The organism is Aeromonas sp. R7-5, assembly GCF_040908015.1.
Classification (GTDB): Bacteria; Pseudomonadota; Gammaproteobacteria; order Enterobacterales; family Aeromonadaceae; genus Aeromonas; species Aeromonas caviae.
Genome location: NZ_JBFOCZ010000026.1, coordinates 508,862 through 533,852, shown reverse-complemented (window position 1 = coordinate 533,852; position 24,991 = coordinate 508,862). Strand labels below are relative to the sequence as shown.

At 66.0% G+C, this 24,991-nt stretch carries 15 protein-coding genes; 9 read left to right on the top strand and 6 right to left on the bottom strand.

The window, feature by feature from the left end:
- Positions 1 to 91 precede the first annotated feature (91 nt).
- Complete coding sequence (gene glgC, locus AB5Y53_RS10925) at positions 92 to 1,366, top strand: glucose-1-phosphate adenylyltransferase (protein ID WP_039038908.1); 1,275 nt, start codon at positions 92 to 94, stop codon at positions 1,364 to 1,366.
- 58 nt (positions 1,367 to 1,424) lie between these two features.
- Here glgC and AB5Y53_RS10920 read toward each other — a convergent pair whose 3' ends face one another.
- Both AB5Y53_RS10920 and AB5Y53_RS10915 read right to left on the bottom strand, forming a co-directional pair.
- Complete coding sequence (locus tag AB5Y53_RS10920) at positions 1,425 to 3,425, bottom strand: hypothetical protein (protein WP_368181974.1); 2,001 nt, start codon at positions 3,423 to 3,425, stop codon at positions 1,425 to 1,427.
- A 146-nt stretch (positions 3,426 to 3,571) separates the two neighbouring features.
- The gene (locus tag AB5Y53_RS10915; protein ID WP_069784839.1) at positions 3,572 to 4,123 is read right to left on the bottom strand and encodes a lipoprotein; all 552 of its coding nucleotides are present in this window, start codon (positions 4,121 to 4,123) and stop codon (positions 3,572 to 3,574) included.
- Between the two features lie 320 nt (positions 4,124 to 4,443).
- Between AB5Y53_RS10915 and AB5Y53_RS10910 the strand changes: the two genes are divergently transcribed.
- The 7 genes from AB5Y53_RS10910 (at position 4,444) to amoH (ending at position 20,003) form a co-directional block, all read left to right on the top strand.
- Positions 4,444 to 5,631, top strand: a complete 1,188-nt coding sequence (locus AB5Y53_RS10910; protein WP_368181973.1) for an isochorismate synthase MenF — start codon at positions 4,444 to 4,446, stop codon at positions 5,629 to 5,631.
- Between the two features lie 76 nt (positions 5,632 to 5,707).
- Positions 5,708 to 7,375, top strand: a complete 1,668-nt coding sequence (amoE, locus tag AB5Y53_RS10905; RefSeq protein ID WP_368181972.1) for an amonabactin biosynthesis (2,3-dihydroxybenzoyl)adenylate synthase AmoE — start codon at positions 5,708 to 5,710, stop codon at positions 7,373 to 7,375.
- A 23-nt stretch (positions 7,376 to 7,398) separates the two neighbouring features.
- Positions 7,399 to 8,310, top strand: coding sequence for an amonabactin biosynthesis bifunctional protein AmoB (gene amoB / locus AB5Y53_RS10900; protein WP_368181970.1), 912 nt, complete (start codon positions 7,399 to 7,401; stop codon positions 8,308 to 8,310).
- The gene (gene amoF / locus AB5Y53_RS10895) at positions 8,307 to 11,408 is read left to right on the top strand and encodes an amonabactin biosynthesis non-ribosomal peptide synthetase AmoF (RefSeq protein WP_368181969.1); all 3,102 of its coding nucleotides are present in this window, start codon (positions 8,307 to 8,309) and stop codon (positions 11,406 to 11,408) included. The genes amoB and amoF overlap by 4 nt, the downstream gene beginning before the upstream one ends.
- Positions 11,409 to 11,428: 20 nt before the next feature.
- Complete coding sequence (gene amoA / locus AB5Y53_RS10890) at positions 11,429 to 12,178, top strand: amonabactin biosynthesis protein AmoA (RefSeq protein WP_368181967.1); 750 nt, start codon at positions 11,429 to 11,431, stop codon at positions 12,176 to 12,178.
- Positions 12,179 to 12,192: 14 nt separating this feature from the next.
- Positions 12,193 to 18,462 carry an amonabactin biosynthesis non-ribosomal peptide synthetase AmoG gene (gene amoG, locus AB5Y53_RS10885; RefSeq protein WP_368181965.1) on the top strand — a complete coding sequence of 2,090 codons (6,270 nt, stop codon included), beginning with the start codon at positions 12,193 to 12,195 and terminating at the stop codon, positions 18,460 to 18,462.
- Entirely contained in the window at positions 18,459 to 20,003 is a 1,545-nt protein-coding gene (amoH, locus tag AB5Y53_RS10880; RefSeq protein WP_368181964.1) for an amonabactin biosynthesis glycine adenylation protein AmoH, read from the top strand. Before amoG ends, amoH begins: the two co-directional genes overlap by 4 nt.
- Positions 20,004 to 20,087: 84 nt before the next feature.
- On the opposite strand, the gene AB5Y53_RS10875 is transcribed toward amoH, so the two are convergent.
- The gene (locus tag AB5Y53_RS10875; protein WP_322131550.1) at positions 20,088 to 21,026 is read right to left on the bottom strand and encodes an iron-siderophore ABC transporter substrate-binding protein; all 939 of its coding nucleotides are present in this window, start codon (positions 21,024 to 21,026) and stop codon (positions 20,088 to 20,090) included.
- Between the two features lie 185 nt (positions 21,027 to 21,211).
- Between AB5Y53_RS10875 and AB5Y53_RS10870 the strand changes: the two genes are divergently transcribed.
- A complete protein-coding gene (locus AB5Y53_RS10870) occupies positions 21,212 to 21,943 on the top strand; it encodes a 4'-phosphopantetheinyl transferase (protein ID WP_368181963.1) in 732 nt (243 codons plus the stop codon).
- A gap of 90 nt (positions 21,944 to 22,033) precedes the next feature.
- Here the strand turns inward: AB5Y53_RS10870 and AB5Y53_RS10865 are convergent, their stop codons facing one another.
- Genes AB5Y53_RS10865 through AB5Y53_RS10855 form a run of 3 tightly spaced genes read right to left on the bottom strand, consistent with a single transcriptional unit; the run spans position 22,034 to position 24,974 of the window.
- The gene (locus tag AB5Y53_RS10865; protein ID WP_010674442.1) at positions 22,034 to 22,852 is read right to left on the bottom strand and encodes an amonabactin ABC transporter ATP-binding protein; all 819 of its coding nucleotides are present in this window, start codon (positions 22,850 to 22,852) and stop codon (positions 22,034 to 22,036) included.
- A gap of 43 nt (positions 22,853 to 22,895) precedes the next feature.
- A complete protein-coding gene (locus AB5Y53_RS10860) occupies positions 22,896 to 23,945 on the bottom strand; it encodes an amonabactin ABC transporter permease subunit 1 (protein WP_368181962.1) in 1,050 nt (349 codons plus the stop codon).
- A 12-nt stretch (positions 23,946 to 23,957) separates the two neighbouring features.
- Positions 23,958 to 24,974 (bottom strand): amonabactin ABC transporter permease subunit 2, encoded by a 1,017-nt coding sequence (locus tag AB5Y53_RS10855; RefSeq protein WP_010674444.1) that lies wholly within the window; start codon positions 24,972 to 24,974, stop codon positions 23,958 to 23,960.
- Positions 24,975 to 24,991: the final 17 nt, after the last annotated feature.

The window sequence follows — 24,991 nt, the reverse complement described above, 5'->3', positions numbered from 1 at the left end:
GAATGCAACTAAATGTGAGTGAAAACACTTTCATGGTCTGTAAAAAAAGCGAAGATGGGTTGAAAACAGCCCCAACAGAGCAGAGGTAGATATGTTGCTAGAACCCGTAGACACCGCCAAAGCACGGCAACTATTGAATCAGAGTATGGCCTTGGTGCTCGCAGGGGGACGGGGCAGCCGCCTGAAGCAGTTGACCGATAACCGCGCCAAGCCCGCCGTCCACTTTGGCGGCAAATTCCGTATCATCGACTTCGTGCTCTCCAACTGCATCAACTCCGGCATCCGCCGGGTGGGTGTAGTGACCCAGTACAAGTCCCACAGTCTGTTGCGCCACCTGCAATCGGGCTGGTCTTTCCTGCGTTACCAGATGAACGAGTTCATCGACTTGCTGCCCGCCCAGCAGCGGGTGGACGAGGTGCACTGGTATCGCGGCACCGCAGACGCCATCTACCAGAACGTCGACATCATCCGTGACTACGGTCCCAAGTACATCGTGGTGCTGGCAGGGGATCACATCTACAAGATGGACTACGCCGCCATGCTGCTCGATCACGTGCGCCTCGGCGCCAAGGTGACGGTGGCCTGTATCGAGGTACCGCGCTGCGAGGCATCGGCCTTCGGCGTGATGGACATCGATGAGCAACGCAAGATCCGCGCCTTCGTGGAGAAACCGGCCAATCCGCCCGCCATGCCGGGCTGCGAGGATCGCTCGCTGGCCTCCATGGGCATCTACATCTTCGAGGCGGAGTACCTCTACCAGTTGCTGGAAGAGGACATCCACAACCAGGAGTCCAAGCACGACTTCGGCATGGACGTGATCCCGCGCATCGTGGGGGAGGGCAAGGCCTTTGCCCACCCGTTCAACATGTCCTGTGTCGGGGCCAAGGAGGGGCAAAAACCCTACTGGCGCGACGTGGGGACCCTGGATTCGTTCTGGGAGGCGAACATGGACCTTGCCTCCGTGGTGCCCGAGCTCGACATCTATGACGAGAACTGGCCCATCTGGACCAGCCAGAACATGTCGCCCCCGGCCAAGTTCGTGCAGGACAGAAACGGCCAGCACGGCATGACCATCAACTCCATGTTCGCGGGGGGCTCCATCGTGAGCGGCTCCTTCGTGCTCAACTCGGTGCTGTTCACCAACGTGCGGGTGCACTCCTTCTGTACCCTGGATCAGGCGGTGATCTTCCCCGGGGTCGAGATCGGGGCTGGTTGCCGCTTGCGCCGGGTGGTGGTGGACAAGGGGTGCAAGCTGCCAGACGGCCTGGTGGTGGGGGAGAACGCGGACGAGGATGCACGCCGCTTCTACCGCTCCGAGCAGGGCATCGTGCTGGTGACCAAGCCGATGCTGGCCAAGCTCGGCTAACTTCGTCGATACAGACAAAAAAAGGGAGCCCTGGGCTCCCTTTCTATTGGTGGTCGATTTATTTCTCGCTGACCAGGGCCTTGCCGGCCATCACCATGGCGGTGCCATGCTTGCCACCGGCGGCGGTCACTTGCGGGACACCATCTTCGTCGGTGTCGCTGCCGGCACCCTCGATGACGTTCTCGCCGGAGTCGCCGATCCACTCGGCCATCTGCATGCCGCCGTTGACGGTGCCGTGGAACCAGCTCACGTAGCGCTGGGTCAGCTGGGCCAGCTCCAGCTCGGGTGCCTTCTCGGCCCCTTCGTTGCGCAGGTTCAGCATGGCAGAGCGCAGGGCGCCGGAGATGGCGGCCTGGGTCCAGGGGGTGTATTCACCCTGCTTGCCGGCGAGCCAGGTTCCGGCCTTGGCATTGAAGTAGGCCTTGTCGGCGGCGATGAAGAGCTCGCGCGCCGCGGTGCGGTACTTGGCATCCGAGGTGGCCAGGAAGGCGGCGGCCAGGCCACGGATGGCGGCGAACTGCGCGTCGATGGACTGACCGGCGTCAAGCTTGCCGCCCAGGGTCAGACCGTCATGGACCAGGCCGTTCTTGCCCTTGAGGTTGGCGAGGATGAAATCGGCCTGCTTGCGGACCAGTGCGATCGCCTGCTCACCCTGTGGGGTCTTGAGGTTCAGCTCGCCATTGTCACCGGCGGCGTAACCCACCGGCAGCGCATCCTGGGCGCGCTGGAAGATCTGCAGGGCGACCAGGGCGTAGGCGGCGTCGAAGGTGGTGACGTGCCCGGCCTGTTTGCCAGCCTGCCAGCTGTCGACCAAGGTGCCAACCTTGGGCTCGAAGTGCAGGGCCAGCAGGTTTTTGAAGGTGAGGTTGGAGAGGTTCAGGGCCAGGGAGAAGGCATCGCTGCCCGCCACCGCCTTGCCCAGATCGTTGGTCTGGTTGGCAGCCGGAGCGGCGGCGAACGGGGCACCGTCAAACACGGCGTGGAAGGCCGGGTTCTGGTTGGTGTTGGCCGTGCGCTGATCGCTGAAGGCGTAGAACTCGGAGAGGGGCCACAGCAGCATCCAGGCGTCGCGCAACTGGGCGGTGCCGTCCACGACCTCCAGCTTGCCGATGGCACCGGCGTCGTTCTTGCTGATCTCGGTCACTTTCACCTGATGAGGGAAGTAGACAACCCCCTTGGCCGGATCGTACTGCGGGGTGATCTTGGCGCCCAGGGTCTTGCCGTCAAAGCCGAGCTGACCCTGCAGGATGGCCAGCTTGTCGATGGACTGCTCGGTCAGCATCATGCCGTTGAAGCCGTCGGCGGCAGAAACCCCCAGCTTGTGCTTGCCGTCCTGATCCATGGTGGCGGACGCGGCTTCCACCTCTTCATCGGTCTCGGCCACGTGCATGCCCCCCAGGAAGTCCTGGGACCACATCACTTCCTTGAGCAGGATGCCGCCCACGGCGGCCGGGACCAGCAGGTTGTCACTGCCGCTCCAGCGCAGGGTGGCGTAGTCGCGGAAGTAGGCGGGGACCTGGGTCTTGACGCTCTTCTCGTTGCCCTTGGCGGTCTTGATGGTGATCTGGTCACCGTTGACCGGGGTGGCGTTCACGGCCTGGGCGAACTCCGGGTTGGCGGAGGCGTAGGGCAGGGAGAGGGGATACATGCCCTGGGGAATTTCATCGGCGGGGAAGCCGACGGCCTCTGCCATGGCCAGTACCCGTTTGCCCAGGTCGGCCAGGGTGCCGCCACGCGCCTGGTTTTGCGGCCCGTTTACTAGATGGGGGCCCATGCCGGACTGGTAGTTGAGGGCGTACATTGCCTCTTCGGAGTATTCATAGGATTCGATGCCGGCGGCGAAGTCGAACGGGGTCGGCTCGTCGGCGCGGTTGGCGTCCAGCACATCCAGATCCAGACCAAGGGCCTCGGCCAGCGGCTCGCCGGAGAGCTCGAATTCGGTGTAGGCCAGCATGTTGGCGGCGGTGTTGAACGTCTTGTCCTCCACCTTGACGGCAGCCTGTGCGGCGCTGCTGAGGAGTGCGCAGGCGATCGCCTGCACCAGTACGGTTTTTCTCATGTCCTTCTCACCATATTGTTGATTTTATTATGACGCTTCTCATGAATCTAAATGAGAATGGTGTGCATTATGGGGCAAAGGGCGGGGCTTGAGAAGAAAAAAACCGCGCCCTGGTGGGGTGAAGAGGAGAGGCGCGGCGGCAGGCGTCACATCAGTTTGAAGGGGATGACCAGTCGGCCCGGCTCCACCTTGAGGGCTTCGACCTTCTCCTTGATCCGCGCCTCGTTCTGGCGGCTGCCATCGAGCCGGTAGACGGGGGTCTGGGAGAGGAACAGGGAGAGGGACTGGTTGAAGGTGGGCAAAAGCGGGGAGAGGGCGGTGCCCACGTCCGCTGGCTCGGTCTTGACAGAGATGAGCTCGAGATCGCGCAGATAGATGGCGCCCTGTTCGGCCACGTAGTCCGGGCGTGCCCGCAGGGAGAGGCGGATCTTCATCTGCTGGCTGCCCAGCGGGCTCGCCACCTGCAGCTCGCCGGCGGCATCCAGCTCGACCTTGTCGGCCTGGCTGCGGCCGATGCGGCTTTGCATGTCATCGAGTCGGATCTTGCTCGACATGATGCCGGGGATCCCCAGCTGTTTCTCGAAGGCGACTCGCTCCTTGAGGTACTGGTTGATCTCCCCTTCACTGACGCTGTACTGGGTCAGCGAGCAGGCCGCCAGCAGCAGGGCGAAGGGAAGCAGAAGCAGGTGTTTCAACATGGGAGGGTTCCATTTTCGGGGCTGTCACAAGAGGTGGCGCCATCTTAGAGGCAAAGCGGGTTGGCCGCCAGTGGGGCCGCCCTGACCGGTTTCTGTCGCATCCCCCATATGGGGATGGCAATCCGTTTTCATTCGAGTAGCTGTTTCCCTTAACCGCCAGCAGGCCCGCCCTGGCGTCATCCCCGACATACCCACAGACAAGCTCCTGTTTTAACGATGCAAAATCCCATTGACCCCGCGATTTCAAAGCGAGTATTTTACCGCCGCACAAAGTCAAATTGATAATCATTATCATTTTGAATCTTCTTTGAGGGTATGACGTGAAGACTCGAGTAATGGACAATTGCACATCTGCCGAGGCGAAGATGTCGCCTGATTTCTTGTTTACCTCGTGTCAGGGCACGATCAGTGCCACTGACCTGGGGCAACCCATCACCACCCCCGCCGGCGAGTGGCCCCTGCTGGCACAGCAGATAACCCTGGCCCTTGATGCCGCCAGGGCTGCCGGCCAGAGCAACCCCCTGCTCATCGGTGCTTTTGCGTTTGATCCGGCAGAGGCTTCCTGCCTCTATGTGCCCGGCCGCTATGAGCGGGGCGAGAAACTGGCCCCGACAGAGCCGTCATCGGTGACAGCGGCTGAGCAGGCCCCCGAGGCCAACCGGGTCATCTCGGTGCAGAGCACCCCGTCGGCCAGCGAATTCCAGGCCTCGGTCAGTGCGGCGCTGGATGCGTTTGCACAAGGCCGGCTCGCCAAGGTGGTGCTGTCGCGCAAACTCACCCTTACCCTGCACCAGCCTGCCGACCCTAAGCAGGTGATGGCCCGTTTGATGGCCCAGAATCCCCACGCCTTCCACTTCTCCCTGCCGCTCGGCCAGGGCCGCCGACTGCTCGGTGCCAGTCCGGAGCTGCTGCTGCGGGTCAGCGGGGGAGAGGTGTTCACCCACCCGCTGGCGGGCTCCGCCCGTCGGGCGAGCGAACCGGCGCAAGACGAAATGGTAGCAAGGGATCTGCTGGCTTCTCGCAAGGATCAGCATGAACACAAGTTGGTGATCGACGAGATCCGCCGGGTGCTGACCCCCCACTGCCGCGAGCTGGCGATCCCCGCTCATCCCTCGCTGATGAGCACGGATACCCTCTGGCATCTGGGCACTCCCATCGCCGGCCGGCTCAATGGCGGCGAGGCGTCGGTGCTCTCCTTGGCCTGCCAGCTTCATCCCACCCCGGCCCTGTGCGGCTATCCCACCGAACTCGCCCGCCAGTTCATCCGCGAGCAGGAGCCCTTCCGGCGAGCCCTGTTCAGCGGCATCGTCGGTTGGTGCGACAGCCAGGGCAACGGCGAGTGGGCTGTGGTGATCCGCTGCGGCGTGCTCGATGGCCATCAGGTCGAGCTGTTTGCTGGCGCCGGTATCGTCGCGGGCTCGGATCCCGCCATGGAGTGGGCCGAGACCGGCACCAAGCTGGGGACCATGCTCAAGGCACTGGGCCTGGATTTGGAGGTGGCGCAATGACGCAGCTTCAATATCTGGGCTGGCAGAGTGGACAGCCGAATCTGGAAGCCCTGGGCCTGAGTCCGGAGGTGGCGCAATGAGCCAACTCAACCGCTTCCTGCCCTATACCCGCTGGCCCGAAGAGCTGGCCCAGCAGTACCGCGCCAAGGGTTACTGGCGCGGCGAGCCGCTGACCGCCATGCTGGCGCGTCAGTGCGAGCTGGCACCTGACGCCGAGGCCATCCTCTGCGGCGAGCGCCGCTTCAGTTATCGTGAGCTGGACGCCGCCTCGAGCCGGCTGGCCGCGAATCTGGCCCACCACGGCCTGGGGGCAGGGGATACCGCGCTGGTGCAGCTTCCCAACGTGGCCGAGTTCTATCTGGTGTTCTTCGCCCTGCTCAAGGCCGGCATCGCGCCGGTCAACGCGCTCTTTAGCCACAACCGGCTGGAGCTCCTCTCTTATGCCGAGCAGATCCGGCCCCGCCTCTTTGTCGGCTCGCTGGCCCATCCGCTGTTTGCGAGCAAGGGTCGCGAGAGCGAGCTGCTGACAACCATCGGCGCCGAACTGGTGCTGCTGGATGGTGACGCGGGGGGGCTGGGGCTGACCCGCTGGCTTGGCGAGGGGGATGAGGGGGGCACCCCATCCGTCTCCTATGTCCCGACCCCGGCGGACGAGGTGGCCTTCTTCCAGCTCTCCGGTGGCAGCACCGGCACCCCCAAGCTTATCCCGCGTACTCATGACGACTATTACTACAGCGTGCGCCGCAGCAACGAAATTTGCGGTCTCGGCTCCCATACCCGCTATCTGTGCGCCCTGCCGGCGCCCCACAATTTCCCCCTGAGCTCCCCGGGCGCCCTGGGGGTATTCGAGGCGGGCGGTACAGTGGTGCTGGCGCCGGATCCCAGCCCCATCAGCTGTTTCCCGCTGATTGCCCGCCACCGGGTCAATCTCACCTCGCTGGTGCCGCCGGCGGTCTCGCTCTGGCTGCAGGCTGCGGAAGCGGATCCCACCGCACGCACTCAGCTCGAGAGCCTCGACTTGTTGCAAGTGGGCGGCGCCAAGCTGGGGGAGGCGGTGGCCAGCAAGATTGGGCCGCTGCTCGGTTGCCGGCTGCAGCAGGTGTTCGGCATGGCGGAGGGGCTGGTCAACTACACCCGGCTGGACGACCCCGACGAGAAGGTGATCCACACCCAGGGCCGCCCCATGAGCCCGGACGACGAGGTGCGCATCCTCGATGAGGCGGGCAACCCGGTTGCCCCCGGCGAGCCTGGTGCCCTGCACACCCGCGGCCCCTATACCTTCCGCGGCTACTACCAGAGCCCGGCCCACAACGCCAGGGTGTTCGATGCCGAGGGCTTCTACTGCTCCGGCGATCTGGTGGTACAGGATGCCGATGGTTACCTCACCGTGGTGGGGCGGCAGAAGGATCAGATCAACCGGGGCGGCGAGAAGATCGCGGCGGAAGAGGTGGAAAACCAGCTGCTGCACCATCCGGCCATTACCCATGCGGCCCTGGTCTCCATGCCCGACAGCGCCATGGGGGAGAAGAGCTGCGCCTTCATCGTCAGCACGGATCCCGCCTTGAAGCCGCTGGCCTTGCGCAAGTTTCTGCGTGAGCGCGGGGTGGCGGACTTCAAGCTGCCCGACCGTTTCGAAACCCTGGATGCCCTGCCCATGACGGCGGTGGGCAAGATTGACAAGCAGGGGCTGCGGGCGCGCATTGCGCACGCCATCGCCGCCAGCAAACCCCTGACAACAGCATAAAACTAAAAAGGAATCATGACGTTATGGCTATCCCAACCCTGAACAATTACGCCATGCCCAGCCAGTGGAAGGCCAACAAGGTCGACTGGTCTCTGGATCCCAAGCGCGCCGCCCTGCTGATCCACGACATGCAGGAGTACTTCACCGCCTTCTATGGCGAAAACAGCCCGTTGATCGCGGCGCTGACCGAGCGCCTGGCCGCCGTGCGCAAGCAGTGCAAGGCCCTCGGCATCCCGGTCTTCTACACCGCCCAGCCCAAGGATCAATCCCCTGAAGATCGCGCCCTGCTGAGCGACATGTGGGGCCCGGGGCTCAACAAGCGGCCAGAACAGCAGCAGGTGGTGGCAGCGCTGCGCCCGGAGCGGGACGACACCGTGCTGGTCAAGTGGCGTTACAGCGCCTTCCAGCGCTCCGAGCTGGAGCAGATGCTCAAAGCGCTGGGGCGGGATCAGCTGATCATCGGCGGCATCTACGGCCATATCGGCTGCATGATGACCGCCTGCGACGCCTTCATGCGCGACATCCAGCCCTTCTTCCTGGCGGACGGGGTGGCGGACTTCTCCCTGGCCGATCACCAGATGGCGCTCGACTATGTGGCGACCCGCTGCGGCAAGGTGATCCCCTGCGAGGAGGTGCTGGCCCTTGCCCCGGCTTCCGCTTCTGCTGCCCAACCCACCAACCCATTGCTGACGTATGAGGGACTCAAGGCGCGGCTGCTGAGCCACATCGACGAGGACGAAGGGGAGTTTGACCCCGACGAGAACCTCATCGACTACGGTCTGGATTCGGTGCGGATCATGGCCCTGCTCACCGAGTGGCGCGCCGCCGGGGTGGAGCTCGGCTTCGTGGATCTCGCCAAGCTGCCGACCCTCAATGGCTGGTGGCGCCTCATCGAGGCCAAGTTGGCAGCCCAGGCGCTGGAGGTGACCCCATGAATCGCTTCCCCTTGACCATCCCCCAGCAGGGGCTCTGGTCCGGACATCTGCTCAATGACGACAAGGCGATGTTCAACACCGCCGAGTGCATCGCCTTCGACGGCAAGGTCGAGGCGGCCGTGCTGGCCGCGGCCCTTGCCAAGGCAGTGGGGGAGTGCGAGGCACTCAAGGGCCACTTCGAAGACGATAAGGAGGCGGTCTGCTTCGTCCCGGCCGAGCTGCCCCTGGCCTATGAAGAGGTCTCCCTCGAGCGCGATGACGAGGCGCTGGCCCGCGCCTGGGCCTGGGCCGATCTGCGCCGCCCGTTCGAGCTGACCCAAGAGGCGCCCTGCCGCTTCGCCCTGTTGCGCGGCCCCGGCCGCGATTATCTCTACAGCTGCGTGCACCATATTGCGCTGGATGGCTTTGGCACCACCTTGCTGTTCCAGCGCATCGCCGAACTGTATGCAGAGGGGCTGGCCGGTGAGATGAACTCCCCATCCCCCTTCGGCTCGTTGGCGGAGGTGCTGGCAGAAGAGGCGAGCCGCGAGCAGAGCGGCAAGAACGCCGCCGCCCGCGCCTTCTGGCAGGAGCAGCTGCATGGCTGGCCCGAGGTGAAGTCCTTTGGCGAGACCCGCGCACCGATTGCCGCCGAATTTATCCGCGAGAGCCGCCCGCTGCCGGCGGCGCTCTGGCAATCCCTGACCGGCTTTGCCGACGAGCACAAACTGGGCTGGCCCGATCTGCTGCTGGCCGGTCTCTCTGCCCAGTTGTCCCTTGCCAGCGGTCAGGAAAAGACCCTGCTCGGCCTGATGATGATGAACCGCATCGGCTCGGCATCGTTGACCGTGCCCTGCATGCAGATGAACATTACCCCCCTTGCTCTGGAGCTCGAAGAGGGGCTGGATCTGGCGGGGGCTGCCGGGGCCGTGGCCAAGGCCAAGCGCGGGGTGCGCAAGCACCAGCACTACCGCTACGAGCTGTTGCGCCGCGACCTTGGCCTGGTGGGGGGCGACAAACGCCTGTTCGGCCCGCTGGTCAACATCATGCCGTTCGATCACGCTCGCCGCTTCGGGCCGTTATCTGCTCATATTCTCAACATCAGCGCCGGGCCGGTGGAGGAGCTCACCATCGAAGTGCAGGTCGGCGTCGATGGCCAGCCCAGACTGGATCTGGACGCCAACCCCGGCTGCTACCAGCAGGGGGATCTGGCGGCCATCGCCGATACCCTGTTTGCCCTGCTGGGGCGCTGGCTGGCCGAGCCCACCCTGAGCTTGGGCACCCTCAAGGCCGACTGGCTGGCCGAGCAGCGGGCCAGCGCCCTGATCGCCGACCATGCCCATGAAGTGATCAAGGTACGGCCGGTGCTGGAGGCGCTCTGCCACTTCGCCGCCCAGACCCCGGACAAGATTGCCTTGATTCAGAGCACGGAGCAGGGAGAGGCCCGCTTCAGCTACGAGGCGCTGCTGGCCAGATCCGAACAGATGGCGGCGGCCCTGCAGGCCGCAGGCGTCGCCCCCGGCGACAAGGTGGGGGTCATGCTGGCCCGCACCCCCCAGGCCATCTTCGCCCAGCTGGCGGTGCTGCTGGCGGGCGCCGTCTACGTGCCGCTCGACCCTGAGCAGCCGCTGGAGCGTCAGGGCCATATCCTGCGGCTGGGGGAGGTCAAGACCCTGATCACCCAGGCCGAGTACCGCCACAAGCTGGCCAGCCTGTTTGAGGGGCGCACCCTGCTGGCGGGGGATCTGGTGAGCGGTGATCGGCTCAACCAGCCGGCCGCCGGCCGCGCCGTCGCCTACCTGATGTTCACCTCGGGCTCGACCGGTCAGCCCAAAGGGGTGGCGGTGAGCCACGGCGCGCTGGATCACTTCGCCGCCGCCGCCCGCTGCCGTTATCACCTGGATGAAGAGGCGCGGATGCTGCAATTCGCCCCCTTCAACTTCGACGCCAGCATCGAGGAGGTGTTCGCTACCTTGAGCGCCGGCGCCACCCTGGTGCTGCGCACCGACGCCCTGCTCGAATCCATGCCCGCCTTTGCGGCCGGGGTGGAGCAGATGGGGATCACCCACCTCGACCTGCCCACCGCGTTCTGGAACGAATGGGTGGTGGCGCTGACGGCGGGTCAGGCCCACATTCCTGCCGGGCTTACCACCGTCATCATCGGCGGCGAGGCGGTCTACCCCGAGCAGCTGGCCCAGTGGCAGCGTCAGGGTCGCTCCGATGTGCGCCTGTTCAACACCTACGGTCCCACCGAAACGACCGTGGTGGTGACCACTCAGGAGCTGCAGCAGGAAGATCCGAGCCAGGCCCAGTTGCCCATCGGTCTGCCGCTGCCCGGCATGCAGGCGCTCATTCTGGGGGCGGGGGAGCAACCCGCCGAGGAAGGCGAGCTGGTGCTGCTCGGCCCGCAGCTGGCCAACGGCTATGTGGGGGGCGTACAAGGCAGCTTCGATACCTTGCGGGTTGGCGCGGAGCAAATGCCCGTCTATCGCACCGGCGATCGGGTGCGCTTGGTGGCCGGCCGGCTGGTCTACCTCGGTCGGCGCGACAACGAATTCAAGATAAGCGGCTATCGCATCCAGCCCGGCGAGGTGGAGGCCCAGCTGCTGGTCCTGCCCGGGGTGGACGAGGCCTGCGTGCAGGGGGTGAGCATCGGCAGCGTGCGTCGGCTGGTGGCCTTCGTGGCGGGGCCGGAGCGCGACAGCCGGGTCATCAAGGCGCAGCTGGCCAAGGTGCTGCCTGCCGCCATGATCCCCACCGACTATCGCCACTATGACCAGCTGCCCCGCACCGGCTCCAACAAGCTGGATCGCAAGGCCTTGCTGGCCGCCTACCAGGCGGGCGGCGAAGCCCTGACCCTGGGCAGCGAAACCGAGAACCGGGTTGGCGCCATTTGGCAGCAGATCCTGGGGCTCGCCACCATGGCGCCTGCCGACAACTTCTTCGAACTGGGGGGCCAGTCCCTGCAGACCATCCAGATAGTGAACCGGCTCGGCGCCGAGTTCGGGGTGCAGGTCAAGGTTTCCGACGTGTTCGATCACCCGCGCCTCGACGACTTCTGCCGTTTCCTCGACGGCCTGCTTTCCGAGGACGAAGAGAGCGTGGAGATGGTGTGGTGATGGATAAGGAGCAACAAGCAATGACCTTTGATTTCACTGGCAAGCGGGTCTGGGTGACCGGGGCCGGGCGCGGCATCGGCCGCGAGGTGGCGACGCAGTTCGTGGCGGCCGGTGCCAGTGTAGTAGGGCTGGATCTGGCGTTTCCCGAAGCCGATTACCCCTATGCCACCCGGCTGCTCGATATTGGCGACTCGAAGGCGGTCAACGCCTGCTGCGCAGCGCTGCTGGCGGACGGCGGGCTGGATGTGCTGGTGAACGGGGCCGGTGTGCTGCACCTCGGTCCTACCGAAACCTTAAGCGATGATGACTGGCACGACTGCATGACGGTCAACGCCAGCGGCGTCTTCTATCTGCTGCGGGCCCTGGTGCCCCACTTCAAGGGGCAGCAGCGCGGTGCCATCGTCACCATAGGCTCCAACGCCGCCCATGTGCCGCGCATGCAGATGGCGGCCTATTGCGCCTCCAAGGCGGCGGTCACCAGCCTGACCCAGACGGTGGGGCTGGAGCTGGCCCCCTTCGGCGTGCGCGCCAACCTGGTGTCGCCGGGCTCGACGGATACCCCCATGCTGCGCGGCATGCTGCCAAGCGAGGAGGCCATGGCCCGCACCATTGCCGGGTTGCCGGAGCAGTTCAAGCTCGGCATCCCCCTGCGCAAGGTAGCCACCCCGGCGGAGATCGCCCATACCGTCCTCTTCCTGGCCTCGGATCTGGCCAGCCACATCACGCTGCAGGATCTGGTCGTCGACGGCGGCGCCACCCTGAGTGCCTGAGGCTTGAGAAACAGATGAACAATATGATTTTGCTGTTGAAACAGCTGGAACGGCAGGGAGTGAAGCTGGCTTTGAACGACAAGGGCCAGCTTATCTCCCAGTCGAGCAAGGAGGCGGTGACACCGGCCATCGGCGCCACCATCAAGGCCCACAAGGATGAGCTGGTGCGCTGCCTGGCGGCCCGCGCCGCCTTCGAAGAACCTATCGCCACCGAGGGCGCCCGGCAGGGGCCGCTCTCCTCGTCCCAGAGCGGGCTCTGGTTTATCGAGCAGTACGAGGAGGCCTCCCACCTCTACAACATGCCGGTCTATTTTCGCGTCAAGGGAGAGCTGGACACGGCGGCGCTGGAGTTTGCTTTCGACCACCTGTTTGCCCGCCACCCCAGCATGCGCACCCGCTTCATCAAGGACGAGGCGGGCAGGGGGGCCCAGGAGATCCTGCCCCACACGCCCTTCACGCTGCAGATAGAGGATGTCAGCGCAGAGCCCATTGCTGAGCGGGAGGCCTATGTGGCTCGCCGGGTGCGCGAAGAAATAGGCCGCCCCTTCTCCCTGACCCAGGGGGATCTCAGTCGGGTGCACCTGATCCGGCTCGGCAGCCGCGAGCACGTGCTGCTGATCACCCAGCACCACATCATCTCCGACGGCTGGTCGGTCAAGAACATGTTCGCGGATCTCAAGCGCGCCTTTCTTGCCCATCAGAACCGCGAGCCCCTGCAGGTGAGCGAACTGCCGCTCACCTATATCGACTATGCCCGCTGGTTCAACTCGGACCGTTTTCTCGATTATCACGCCGAGTTCAAACCGTTCTGGGTTGATCGGCTCGGTGGCAGCCCCGAGGTGCACGGTCTGCCGCTCGACAAGCCGCGCCCGGCCCATCAGGACAGCGGCGGCGAGCTGGTCTTCTCCACCATCGAGAGCGACCTGTGGGAGAGTTTCAAGCGCCTCTGTCAGCGCCACAGCACCTCCAACTTCATCGGTCTGCACGCCCTGTTTGCCCTGCTGATGGTGCGCCAGAGCGGCGAGAAGGAAGTGGTGATCGGCACCCCGCTCGCCTATCGCGAGCGCCACGAGATCGAGTCCCTGGTGGGCTTTTTCGTCAACACCCTGGTGCTGCGCACTCAACTCAGCGGCAAGCCCAGCTTTGTCGACTATCTGCAGCAGTGCCGGGAGGAGGATCTGGCGGCCTTCGATCACCAGCTCTACCGCTTCGAGGCGCTGGCCGAGGCCATCGGCGCGGATCGCACCACCGCCATCAACCCCATCTTCCAGATCATGCTGGTCTATCAGGCCAAGGTGGACTTCAACGATCTCATCCCCGGCTGCCAGCTGGTGGAGGAGACCTCGCCGGTGCTGCCGGCCAAGACCGACATCTCGGTCAAGGTGACCGAGCTGATGGACTCCGTCAGGGTGGACTGGCTGTTCGCCACCGCCCTGTTCGAGCGAGAGACCATCCAGGCCTACGCCGATCGCCTGCTGCACCTGATGCGCGCCGTGGTGGCGGCCCCCGAGACCGACATCTGGCAGTTGCCGCTGGAGGCGGGCACCGACCGGGCTGCGCTGGCCGCCGAGCTTGCCGACCTGCCGCGGGATTACCCGAGCCGCGACACCCTGCTCTGTCATATCGAGCGGCGCGCTATTCAGTTGCCGGACGCGTTGGCGGTCAGCGACGGCGCGCAATCGTTGACCTATGGCGAGCTGGAGGTGCGAGCCAACCGGCTGGCCCACTGGTTGCAGGCTCGCGGCGTCACCCCGGGCGCCGCCATCGGCATCCAGGCCAGACGCGATGTGGCCTTCGTCATCGCCCTGCTCGCCTGCTGGAAGGCGGGGGCGGCCTATGTGCCCCTCGACCCTGCCTATCCCGCCGAGCGGCTGGCCCATATCCTCACTGATGCATCCATCAGCCTGGTGCTGGGGGGCGTGCCGGACCCGCGCCTTGGCGAGGCGCTGGCGGGCACGACGGCCGAATATCACGATCTGCACGGGCTGGCGCTGGACAAGATGCCAGCCAGCACGCCTGCACTGCCTCGGGACGCCGCCATGCTCGCCCAGATCATCTACACCTCCGGCAGCACCGGCCTGCCCAAGGGGGTCATGGTGGAGCAGGGCAGCCTGGTCAATCTGATGGCAGATCACGGTGAGCGCATCGCCCTTGATCATAACGGGGCCATGTTCAACTGCATGTCCCTCTCGTTCGATGCCGGCAACATGACCAGCTTGCTGCCGCTCTACTGCGGCGCGGCCCTGCACTTCGGCGAGCCGGGCGAGGGGGTGATCGGTGCCGCGATCGCTTGCGGTGCCAGCCACATGATCCTGCCCACGGCGTTGTTGGCAAATCTATTGCCCCCGGCGGATCTCGGCTCCCTCAAGGCCATCGGTTTTGGCGGCGAGGCGTGCCCGAGCACCCTGGTGGAGCGCTGGGGGGAGCGGGTGGCCCTCTTCAACATGTACGGCCCGACCGAGTGCACCGTCACCGCGCTCTGCGCGCGGCTCACCCCGGGAGAGCCCATCACAATCGGTCGCCCCGTCAACAACCTGAAGGCTCTGATCCTGGACGAGGCGGGCAACCTCTGCCCGGTGGGGGTCCCCGGCGAGCTCTGCCTGGCGGGGCTGGGGCTGGCCCGTGGCTACCTCAATCTGCCAGAGCGCACTCAGGAAGCCTTTATCGAGCTGACACTGGCGGCACGTACCCATCGCCTCTATCGCACCGGCGATCGGGCCCTGCTGCGCCGCGACGGCAACATCCAGTATCTGGGCCGGATAGACGAGCAGATCAAGCTGCGCGGCTATCGCATCGAGCCGGGTGAGATAGAGACCCGGCTTGCCGAATTGTGCCCGGCCATTCGCCAGATCAAGGTGGTGGTGCAGGAGGGGCGCCTGCTCGCTTACGCCTGTTTGCAGGCCGGGGCCAGGGAGCCTGACGGCGATGCCCTGCTGCAGCGGGCCGGCGAGTGCCTGCCCGAATACATGGTGCCGGCGCGCCTCTGCTGGTTGCCCGAGATGCCGCTCACCCCTAACGGCAAGCTGGACTTGCGCCGCCTGCCCGCCATCGTCTGGCAGCAGAGCAAGGGCGAGCCGCAAAACGAACTGGAGCAGACCGTGCTCGCCATCTGGCAAGGGGTGCTCAAGCAGCCGCTCGGGGTGGAGGATGACTTCTTCCGGTTGGGCGGTGACTCCATCCTCAGCATCCAGCTCACCACCCGGTTGCGGGATGCGGGGCTGCACTGCAGCGTGAAGGACGTGTTCGAAGCCAAGACGGTACGCCGCCTCTGCCGCCAGCTCGGCCAGCAGCAGGCGATCAGCCACAGGAGCGAGCAGGGCAGCCTGACCGGCGAGTTCCCGCTCCACCCCATTCAGCACTGGTTCTTCGAGCAGGGCTTTGCCAAGCCCGGTCACTGGAACCAGGGGGTGATCCTGCGCCTGCCGGCCGGGGTGGACGATGAGGACCTGCGAGGCTGGCTGAATGCCCTGCGCCAGCACCACGATGCCCTGCGCCTGGCGGTGACCCCGACTGGCCAGCGCTACCTGGCCGAACTGCCATTGCCGCCGCTGCCGACCCTGGATGCCGCCAATCTTGATGAGACCGAGCTGCAGGCCCGCCTGACCGAGCTGCAGGGAGAGCTCGACCCTGCCAGCGGCCACACCCTGGCCTGGGCCCGCCTGCGCAATCTCTCTCTGGAAGGTGAGCGGGAGGGCGATCGCGAGACGGTGGAGGGGCTCTTCCTCGCCTTCCATCACCTGGTGATCGATGCGGTCTCCTGGCGCATCCTGGCCGAGGATCTGGCACGGGTGAGCAGGGGCGAGCCGCTGCCCGCCAAGGGCAGCAGCTATCGCCAGTGGGGTGAAGGGCTGGCGGCCTACGCCAAACGGGAAGAGGATCAGCTTGGCTTCTGGCTGGCTCAGGGGGAAGGCAGCCAGGGTCACCTGCTGGAGGCGGCGCGTTCCGTCGATGGCCGCGCCGCCGCCAGCCTGCTGCAACTGAGTCAGGAGACCACGGCCCGTCTCATCGACTCCGCCAACCAGGCCTACTTCACCCGGGTGCCCGACCTGCTGCTGGCGGCCCTGACCCGTACCCTGAGCGAGCAGGGTTACGGCAGCCGTCACTGCGTGATGCTGGAAGGACACGGCCGCGAGGCCATCGATGCGGAACTGGACGTGAGCCGAACCCTGGGCTGGTTCACCAGCACCTACCCGCTGGCGCTGGCAGATGCCGGGGGGTGGGATGCGCTGGTGTGCGCCACCAAGGAGCAGCTGCGCGCCGTACCGGACAAGGGGGTGGGCTTCAACGCCTTGCGGCTGCACCACCCACGTGGCTGGGCACTGCCCGAAGCCCTGGTGGTCTTCAATTACCTGGGGGTCAGCCATCAGGGCGAGGCCGCTCAACCCTGGCAACCCCTGCCGCTGGCGCCGGGGGCACCTACATCCCCTGACAACCTGCCGCGGGAGCTGGTCAGTCTGCACGGGGGCGTCTACAACGGTCGCCTCACCTTGCGCCAGGTCGGCGCCCTCAACCAGCAAGGGAGCGACGCCTTGATGGCGCGGCTGGCGGACAACCTGACGGCGCTGGTGGAGCACTGCTGCAACCTAAAGGCTCCGCGCCATACCCCGAGCGACTTCCCGGGGCTTGGCCTATCCCAATCTGCGCTGGACCAGGTGCTGGCCGGGTGCGAAGTGGAGACCCTGCTGCCCATGACCTCCTTGCAGCAGAGCATGTTCCATCACAGGGCGTTGCTGCCCCGGGATCACGCCTATCACCTGCAGACCGAGATGGACTATCACCAGCCGCTGGACGTGGCGGTCTACCGTCAGGCCTGGCAGGGGCAGATCGCCCTTTGGCCGGCCCTTCGCAGCGAACTGGTACTGGCGGACGGGGTCGCGCTCCAGCGCATCCTCAAGCGCGCCGAGTTGCCATTCCACTATGAGGACTTGTCTGAAGTGGAACATGCAGAGGCACGGGTCCAGGCCTATCGCGAGCAGGATCTGGCCAGCCCGATCCCGCTCGAGCAGGCCCCCCTGCTGCGCCTTGCCTGCTTCAAATTGGCCCCCGATCACCACAAGGTGATCTTCAGCGCCCATCACGGCGTGCTGGATGGCTGGAGCGGCCCCGTGTTGCTGGGTTCCCTGCATCGCAGCTATCAGGCGCTGATGAACGGCCTGCTGCCACAAGCCGAGCCGGATACCGCCTGGCTCGAATTTGGCCGCCATATTGCGAGCCAAGCCCGCAGCGCCGACGCCTACTGGCAGGGGCGAGGCGAGCTCTTGGCAACGCCCAACGATCTCGCCTGCCTGTTCGGGGTGACGCTGGACGCAGGCTCAAGCGGGCGCCATACCCAGCAGCGACCGGCTGTGTGCGCCACGGCGCTGCCGGCCGAGGTGGCGACCCTGCTCGCCCATCGTGCTCGCGAGCTTGGCGTGACCGCGGGCCTGTTGGCCCAATATGCCTGGCACCGTCTGCTGGCACGCTGCTCTGGCGATGCCGTCACCCTGGTGGGCAACGTGACCCCGGGCCGGGATTACCCCATCGAGGGGATCACCGCGAGCGTCGGGCTCTATATCAACAGCCTGCCGTTGGCCCTGGCGTGGCGCACCGAGTTGACCCTGGCCGAGCATATCGCCCTGTTGCAGACCGACCTGATGGCACTCAATGAGCACGGCACCCAGTCGCTGGCGGCACTGACCAAAGGCCGGGCACGTCTGTTCCAGAGCCTGTTCGTGTTCGAGAACTACCCCATGCCGGCGGCCCCTGTCGCTCCCGAACCCCACCAGCTGGTGCCGCAGTTCGGTGCCGTGGTGGAGAAGGTGGAGCTGCCGCTCTCCTTGGTGGTCAGCAGCCGGGGTGAGACGCTCCAACTGCGCCTCGAGTTCGACGGCGAGCAGATCCCCGAGGCCCGGGCCGAGGCGGTGCTGGTTGACTGGCTGGCCGAGCTTGGCTGGCTGGCGCAGGCGGATCTGGGCCAGCCGGCCAGCGTGGTGGCGACGGCACAGCCCCCGGTGATGCCGCAGGTGGCCGCCACCAGAGCTGAACCCGGCCTGACGCAACCGCCAGCCGAGGCCCGCAAGCTGGTGGCCCTGTGGGAGCGCCAGTGCGGCGTGCCCGGCATCTGGCAGCAGACCCTGTGTGAGCTCGGGGTGGATTCGGTGCAGCAGCTCGCCCTGCTGGCGGCCCTCAACGAGGCGTTCGCGCAGGATCGGGCGCCGCTCACCCTGCAGATGCTCAAGGCCCATCCATCTCCCAGCCGGCTCTATCGGCACTGGCTGGTGCGCCAAACGGAGGTCGCGCTATGACAGTGACCATCAAGCATAAGGCTCCGCTCGTGCAAACCCGGCCTGCCCCCCGTGAGGGGGCGGCCAACCTGGGCGCGCGGCTGGCGGCCTATCTGGCCGCCACTCCGCTGGCCCCCGCCATCCGTATGGGCGGGGAGAGCATCAGTGAGGGCGGATCAGATGAGCAGTGGCTTAGCTATGGCGCGCTCAATGATCGGGTGGCCCAGATTGCCGCCCGCCTGCAGGGGCTGGCGGTGGGGGAGCGGGTCGGCCTCTATCTCTCCCGCAGCCCCGATCTGGTGGCCAGCCTGCTGGCCTGCCTGCGGCTCGGCCTCACCTTCGTGCCCCTTGAGCCGGATTTTCCGGTGGAGCGGCTGCAGGGGATCGCCCGTCAGGCGCGCCTGTCGGCGGTGATCTGCGACGGCGACAGACCGGCCCCCGCCTTCGGCTGTCCGCTGCGTACCCTCGATGGGCCGGCAGCGGCAGGGGCCGTCTCCTGGCCCCAGGTGGATGACGCCCTGGCTGCCTACATGATGTTCACCTCGGGCTCCACCGGCGAGCCCAAGGGGGTGGTCATCAGCCGGCGGGCCCTGCTCTGCTTCCTCGACGGGATCCGCGAGCGGCTCGGGCTTTCACCTGGCTGCCACTGGCTCTTTATCACCACCCCGGCCTTCGACATCTCCCTGCTGGAGATGCTGGGGCCGCTCTGGGGCGGTGGCCGGCTGACGGTGGCCGGCGGCGAGCACAACAAGGATCCCCTGGGGATGCAGGCCTTGCTCGAGGCCGACCCCTCCATCAACTGGCTGCAGGCGACCCCGGCCTGCTGGCGCATGCTGCTTAAAGCGGGCTGGCAGGGGCGCAATACCCTCACAGCCCTGTGCGGTGGCGAGGCGCTGGACTCAGGGTTGGCCGAGCAGCTCTGTGCCCGCACCCGGCGGCTGTGGAACTGCTATGGGCCGACCGAGGCCACCGTCTGGTCCCTGGTGAGCGAGGTGCGCTGGCCACCGGTCGATGGTCAGATCACCATCAGCCACAGCCTGCCCGGCTATCGGCACTGGGTGCTGGACGAGGCGGGGCAGCCGGTGGCAGAGGGGGAGTGCGGCGAGCTCTGCATCGAGAGCCCGGCCCTGTGCGAGGGGTACTGGCGCAAGCCGGCCTTGACCAGCGCCGCCTTCCTGCGCCTTGCCACCCATCGCCTCTATCGCACCGGTGATCGGGTGCGGCGGCTGGGGGCGGACCGCTTCCTCTATCTGGGGCGACGCGACGATCAGGTCAAGCTGCGCGGTTTTCGCATCGAGCTCGGCGAGGTTGAGGCGGGACTGCGCCGCCAGGTCGGGGTGCAGGAGGCGGCGGTGCGTCTGGTGGGTGAGGGGGACGAGGCCATGCTGGTGGGCTACGTGGAGGCGAAAAGCGGGGTGACCCTCAATCGCCTCGCCCTGCGCAAGGGGTTGCAGGCGACGCTGCCGCACTACATGGTGCCGGCGCGGCTCATCCTGCTGGATGCCCTGCCCAAGACCGGGAGCGGCAAGCTCGACAGAAAGGCGCTGCCATTGCCCGAGTAGGCGGCCTTGCCGGATGGTAAGAGCGATGGATAAAAAAGAAGCCCGCATCATGCGGGCTTCTTGTTGGCTGTAAACCGAGGGGGCTTAGTGAGCGATGGGGGCGGCATCCGGTTTGGTGAGCAGGCGCTCGACGTCGTCGATCACCTTGAGGGCCGCCTGGGGGCCGCCGGTGGAGGTCCAGAGTGACCCGTCCACGGCGCCGAAGCGCTTGCCCTTGATGGCGCCGAGTTGCTGGAAGGCCGGGGTCTGCTCGGCCTGCTTCATGGCATCCACCGCATCCCCGCTGGTGCTGAGGGTGCCGATCACCAGCCAGTCACCGTCCAGCAGGTTGAGGGATTCGAGGCTCAGGGCCGGGGAGTGGGGGCTCTTGTCGCCAATCTGGTGGGAGGGGCGGGTGAGCCCCATCTCGGTGACCACGCTGCTGGCAAAGGTGCCGCCGTGCATGTAGCTCGGCCCCTTGGGGTTCCAGCGCACTATGCTCATCTGTTCCCCCTGATGCTGGGCAAGCTTGCTGCGGGCCTCTGCCAGGCGGGCCTCATACCGGGTGAGGAACGCCTTGGCCTCGGCCCCCCGGTTCATCGCGTCGGCGCTGCGGTCGAACACGGTTTTCCAGGGCTCGCCCCAGTTGCCGGTGACGACGGTGGGGGCGATCTCCTTGAGCAGGGCCAGGAGCTCGGGCTTGGTCTGGCCGGTGAGGATGAGGTCCGGCTCCAGATCGATGAGGGTCTCCAGATTGGGGTTGTCCAGATCCCCGACCACGGCGATCTCCTTGCCCGCCTTGTCCAGCAGATAGCGGGGCAGGGTGGACTGGCCGCGTCCATTGACGGTGCCTACCGGCTGCACCCCCAGAGTCAGGGCGCTGTCGAGATCGAGTTCGCTCAACACGACGACCCGCCGGGGCGCATCGGGGACGCTCTGGGGCTGGCCGTTGGCATCGATGACCTGGCGGCTGCCCGCCTGGGCCTGGAAGCCCGTCAGGCTGGCCAGCATGAGCAAGGTGGCCAGCGGGGAGAAGATCTTCATGGTGACATCCTTATGGGTGAAATCGGTGGGCCGGAGTCTGTGGAAAGTGCCTGAGAGCCACCCGGCCAGCCCCGAATGGGCGGGGACATGCTACCACAAAGCAAGTGAGAAGCGTTGTCATTTGTATTTGTGGCATAACCTCGGCTTGCTTTGGTACCATCGCAGGCCCCTGTCAGGAGCCTTTCATGTTGCCTCGTTGTCCCTCACTCGATGGATCCTTTGTCCGTCAATCCGATACCCTGTGCCTGCCGGGCCTGGAGACGCTGCCTCTTCATCGGGTCTGTTTTGATCCCGCCGCCTTCTCGCCGGAGTGCTTTGGAGCCCAGGGCATCACCCTGCCTGCTTCATTGCAGGGGGCTGCCCCCAAGCGCCTCGGGGAGTTTCTGGCGGGGCGCCTCGCAGCCCGTGAGGCCCTGCGTCCCTTCGGTCTTGCAGGATGCAGCGTGGCCATCGGAGCGGCCCGGGAGCCGCTCTGGCCTGAAGGGGTGGAGGGGAGCATCAGCCACAGCCGGCTGGCGGGAGAGGGGGTGGCCCTGTGTGCGGTGCGCCCGGGCCAGGAGGGAATCGGGCTGGATCTGGAGGCCTGGCTCGATGGCGACCAAGGGGCGCAGCTCTGGCCCGGCATCATGGATGGGGAGGAGTGGGGACGGCTGGAGGCGGGGGCTCACGACGCCCAGCTGAGCCTGGCAGAGGGACTGACTCTGGTTTTTTCCGCCAAGGAGAGCCTCTTCAAGGGGCTCTATTCCCGGGTGGGGCGCTACTTTGACTTTCTCGATGCCCGCTGGCTCGCCATGACGGCGCAGACTCTCACCCTGGAGCTCAAATGCCCGCTGACACCGACCCTGCCCGCCGGCTGGCGCGCCACCCTGCACTGGCAAGCCCTGCCGGGGGGCGTGCTCACCGTCTTGCTGCTGTGAGCACGATGCCAGCGCCCGGATAACGCCAACGCAAAGCCCAGAGAAAGAAACCGCCATCAGGCGGTTTCTTTCTCTGGCACAGGGTATGGCTCAGGCCGACACGCCATGGTCGGCGCGCAGGCGAGGCACTTCGTCAGCGCGTCGGCGGGGCACGATGACAGGGGCCCCGTCGCCGGGGGCGTGCAGTATGTCCACATCGGTCTGGTAGAGGCGATCGATGAGGGGCTTGGTCACCACCTCCCGGGCCGGGCCCATGGCCTGGATGGCGCCATCCCCCAGGGCAATCAGCTCGTCGCAGTAGCGGGCGGCGGTGGCGAGATCGTGGATGACGATAAGCACCGTCTTGCCCTCGGCGGCGACCCGATGGATGGCTTCCATCACCTCGGTCTGGTGGCCGATGTCCAGCGCGCTGGTGGGCTCGTCCAGCAAGATGATGTCCGCATCCTGGGCCAGCACCATGGCGAGCCACACCCGCTGGGCCTGACCACCGGACAGCGAACTGGCACTCTGGTGCCAGATGGCATCGAGCTGCATCCGCTCCCGGGCCCAGTCCACCATGCGAGCATCTTCCTCGCTCCACTGATTGAACCAGCCCTGATGGGGATGGCGGCCGTATTGCACCAGCTGCTCCACCAAGATACCGGGGGGGACCAGGGGACGCTGGGGCAGATAGGCGAGTTCCCGAGCCAGGGCTTTGGCGCCATAGGCACCGAGTGGCTTCTCCTTGAGCAGGATCTCCCCGGACCGGGGCTGCTCCTGTCCCGCAAGGAGCTTGAGCAGCGTGGATTTGCCACCGCCGTTGGGGCCGACGATCCCCACCAGCTTGCCCCGGGGGAGGGAGAAGGAGATCTCCTTGAAGATGGTCTTTTGCGGGTAGCCGAACTGGAGTCGGTTCACGGTGAGCGTCATCGGGCGGCCCTCGGTCTGTATTGAAAATGGATGAATGCCATGGTCAGTCGGCCTTCTGGCGATCTTTGAGCAGGATGAAGAGCAGCAGCAGGCCGCCGAGAATGCGGGTCATGATGCCGGTAGCCACCTCGTGGGGGCTGGCCAGCACCCGCACCAGGGTGTCGCTGGCGAGCAGCATCAGGGCGCCGCACAGAGCGGCAATCCAGAGCGGCACGATGCGATCCCGGCTGAGCCAGGAGGCAAGGATGGGGGCCGCCATGGCGATGAAAACCACGGGGCCACCAATGGCGGTGCCAAGGGCTGCGACGATGATGGCCTGGGCCAGCACCCCGAGCTGGACCCGGTTCACGTTGACCCCGAGAGTACGGGCGGTGACCGGTCCCAGGCGCAGCACGCCGAGGGAGCGGGAGAGACAGACGCTCCAGGGACAGATGAGCAGGAGCAGCAGGCTTACCGGCAGCAAGGTGCCATAGCCCTGACCGACGAAGTTGCCCATGTTCCACAGATAGAGGCTGGTGAGGTGCACCAGGGACTGGGTGGACATGACGAACTGGCCGAGGGCGTTCATCAGCTCCGAGACCCCGATGCCGATCACCACGAACAGGTAGCCCTGCTCTCCCGGCTTGTTGCACAGGGCATAGAGCACGACGGCGGCAAACAGGGCGCCGAAGGGGGCGGCCCACCAGGGCCAGGTTCCCAGGGTCAGATAGAGGGAGAAGATGATGATGGCAAGGGATGCCCCCTCGTTGACCCCGATCATGTCCGGGGTGGCGAGGCGGTTTCGCACCAGGGTCTGCACCAGGCAGCCCGAGAGTCCCATGGCGGCGCCAGCCACCAGCACCGCCAACAGGCGCGGCAGTCGGATCTTGAAGACGGTCACCTGATCGAGTCGGCTTCCCTCCCCGAGCAGGGTCTGGATCACCCCCATCATGGTGATCTTGCCGGAACCCAGGGTGAGGGCCAGCAGGGAGAGCAGGGTGAGGGTGACCAGGAGCCCCAGGGTGATGAGCCAGGCGCGGCGGTGCAGCAACAGGGTGCGGCTGCCAAGGCGAAGGCAGAGGGTGCCGCTCGGGAGTGAGAGAGAGTTCTTCATGGGCGTGGCACCTTATTTGACGGCCAGCAGGGAGCGGAAACCGCCGCTGCGCACCACCAGGATGAGTACGGGCGCCCCGATGAGCGCCAGAATGACGCCGTTGGGCAGCTCGTAGGGCTGGATAAGCCAGCGGGCCAGCACATCGGCACCGAGCAGAAAGAGCACCCCGAACAGGGCGGAGAAGCGCACCTGGATGGCGAGGCGAACCGGCTCCACCAGGCGGGCGCAGTAGGCGGCGAGGAAGCCGACAAAGCCGATGGGACCGGCGATGGCGATGGCGCAGGCGGTGAAGAGCGTTGCGGCCAAGAGCACGCCGATCCGCACCCGGGTGGGGCGGATGCCGAGGGCCCTGGACTGGTGATCCCCCATCTGCATCAGGGTGAGAGGGCGACAGAGCGCCAGGGTCAGCAGCAGGGCGGCCAGGGCGAAGGGGACCACGGTGAGTACCGCTTCCAGACTGGAGGCGGCAAGGGACCCTAAGTTCCAGAAGCGGAACTGCTCCAGCACCACCCGGTTGGAGAGCAGCAGGAAGTTGGAAAGACCGCCGAAGGTGGCGGAGAGGGCGACCCCCACCAGGATGAGCTTGAGGGGGTTGGAGCGCCCCACCATGAGGCCGAGGCCCAGCACGATGAGGTTGCCGAGCAGGGCCCCCATGCCGGACCAGAGCAGATACCCGTAGGCGGATTCGACGCCAAACCAGGTGAGGCCGATCACCAGAGCAAAGACGGCGCCGGCATTGACCCCGAGCAGGCCGGGTTCGGCCAGGGGGTTGCGGGTGGCACTTTGCAGCATGGAGGCTGCCAGGGAGAGTGACGCCCCCACCACCAGGGCTGCCAGGGTACGGGGCAGGCGCAGGGTATGGACTATCATGGCGAGCTTTTCATCGGCCACGAAGGCGGGATCGCCCATCAGGAAACCGGCGACCTCGCGGCCACCATAGACACCGGCCCCGGTGGCCAGTGACAGACAAATCAGCAGGAAGAGGAGCAGCACGCCGAGCCAGAACAGCCGAGCTTGGTATCTGAGCACTCAATGACTCCTTGAAT